General features: G+C 61.7%; 2 protein-coding genes and 1 pseudogene. All 3 read right to left on the reverse strand.

The window, feature by feature from the left end; genetic code table 11:
* The coding region (locus AOA61_RS05925) for an arabinose ABC transporter permease (protein ID WP_095186529.1) at positions 1 to 668 on the reverse strand (668 nt) is incomplete at its 3' end.
* A gap of 9 nt (positions 669 to 677) precedes the next feature.
* The gene (gene araG, locus AOA61_RS05930; protein WP_032888473.1) at positions 678 to 2,180 is read right to left on the reverse strand and encodes an L-arabinose ABC transporter ATP-binding protein AraG; all 1,503 of its coding nucleotides are present in this window, start codon (positions 2,178 to 2,180) and stop codon (positions 678 to 680) included.
* Positions 2,177 to 2,353 (reverse strand): annotated as a pseudogene (locus AOA61_RS05935) (arabinose ABC transporter substrate-binding protein); the annotation flags it as partial. The pseudogene AOA61_RS05935 and the gene araG, both read right to left, overlap by 4 nt.

Raw genomic sequence — 2,353 nt, forward strand, 5'->3', positions numbered from 1 at the left:
ATCAGGATCTTGGTGCGGTCAACGTTCACCCCTGCCAGCAACGCCGCTTCCGGGTTGCCGCCGATGGCCATGGTGTTGCGCCCGTAGGTGGTGTAGTTCAGCAGCCAGCCGAAAAACACAAAGCACACGATGGTGATCAAAATCGGCACCGGCACGCCGAACAACTGGCCGTTGCCGAACACAAAGAACTGCTCCTGGGACACGCCAACCGCCTTGCCGTCGGCAAAGATGTAGGCCAGGCCGCGCACGATCTGCATCGTGGCCAAGGTGGTGATCAACGCATTGACCCGCAGCTTGGCGATGACGATGCCGTTGATCAGCCCGACGATCAGGCCCATCAGCAGCGCGGCGCCGATGCCGAGCATGACGCTCTCGGTGTCGCGCATCACAATCGCCGCCACCACGCCGGCGCAGGCGATTACCGAGCCCACCGACAAGTCGAAGTGCCCCGACGCCAGGCAGAACAGCATGGTGCACGCGGCGATGCCCACGGTGGAAATCGCCAGGCCCAGGCCGCGCATGTTCAGCGGTGAGAGGAAGTTGTCGATCAGCAAGGCGCACAGCACAAAGATGCTCACCGCCGCCAACAGCATCGCCCAGTTGTCGAGCAGTGCGCGCAGGTCGAAGGGTTTGCGTGCGGTGGGCAACGCGTTGTTTTGAGTGTTCATGGTCGTCTCTCAGTTCGTCACGCGGCGCGGCAGGGCCAGCTGCAGCAGGTTGGATTCGGTGGCGTTTTCACGGGTTTGTTCACCGCGCAGGGCGCCTTCGCACAGCACCAGGATGCGGTCGGAAATACCCATGACTTCCATCAAGTCGCTGGACACTACGATCACCGCAATGCCGCTGGCCGCCAGGTTATGGATGATCTGGTAGATCTCCGACTTGGCGCCGATGTCGATGCCCCGCGTCGGTTCATCCAACAGCAAGACCTTCATCGGCATCGACAGCCAGCGCCCCAAAATGGCCTTCTGCTGATTGCCGCCGGACAGGTACATGATTTTCTGTTGCGCATCCGGGGTTTTGACTTTCATCGCCTTGATTTGCTGGTCGGCGTTGCTTTTTTCCCAGGGCTCGCGCAGCAACCAACCGAACGAGGAATGGGCACCACGGGCGCTGATATTGATGTTCTCGGCGACGCTGGAAAGCGGAATGATGCCTTCCTTTTTGCGGTCCTCGGGACACAGCAACACACCGGCGGCGATGGCGTCGCGCGGGGAACGCAGTTGCAGCGCCTCTCCACAGAGTTCAAGGCTGCCAGCGCTGCTGCGTTCCAACCCGCTGAGCAAACGAAACAGCTCCGTGCGCCCTGCCCCGACCAGTCCGAACAAGCCAAGAATCTCGCCCTTGCGCACGTCGAAACTGATCGGCTCACGCAGGCCAGGCCCGAGCAACCCGTCGACCTTGAGTGCGACCTCGCCATGCTCTCGCGGGCGGTAGTCGTAGATATCCTGAATGTCGCGACCGACCATGCAGGTCACCAACTGGTCGTGGCTGAGCGCACTCATATCATCAAAGGTGCGCACGTAACGCCCGTCTTTGAACACCGTCACGGCATTGCAAATCCGGAACACCTCTTCCATGCGGTGCGAGACGTACAGCACCACTTTGCCCTCATCCCGCAGGCGCGTGATGATCGCCATCAAACGGTCGATCTCCCGCGCCGACAGGCTGCTGGTCGGTTCGTCGAACGCAATGACATGGGCGCCACGGGACAGCGCCTTGGCGATTTCCACCAGTTGGCGCTGGCCCAGGGACAAGCGCCCGAGCTTTTCTTCAGGATCGATTTCATCGGCCAGCCCCTTGAGGCACGCCAGGGCCTGCTTGCGCAGCAGGCTCCGGTTGACCACCCCAAAACGCGACGGAAGGTGCCCAAGGAAAAGGTTCTCCGCCACGGTCATTTCCGGCACCAGGTGCAGCTCCTGGTGAATCACCGCGACGCCGCTGGCGATGCTGTCCGCAGCGCATTTGAACGCCATGGTCTGCTCGCCGATCTGCACCGTGCCGCTGCTGGGAATGTAGGCGCCGCCGAGGATTTTCAGCAGCGTCGACTTGCCCGCGCCGTTCTCGCCCATCAAGGCATGCACCTGCCCCGGCTGGGCGCTGAAGCTGATGCCGTCCAGCGCCTTGACCCCGGGAAAGGTTTTGCCGATACCCTCAAACCGCAGGGCCGCCGCACTCATTTCCACAGCCCGATCTTGGTCAGTTCTTCCTGGAAGTTGGCGCGGGTGATCAGGGTGACTTCATCCATCGCGGTGTACTTCGGTGGCTCGGTCCCTTTGGTGACCCACTCGTACATCATCAGCGCCGTGTTGTAGCCCTCGATATGCGGGCTTGGCAGCATGGAGCCGAAGAA

Origin of the sequence: Pseudomonas sp. 2995-1, from assembly GCF_002742505.1 — a bacterium.
GTDB classification, from domain to species: Bacteria; Pseudomonadota; Gammaproteobacteria; order Pseudomonadales; family Pseudomonadaceae; genus Aquipseudomonas; species Aquipseudomonas sivasensis.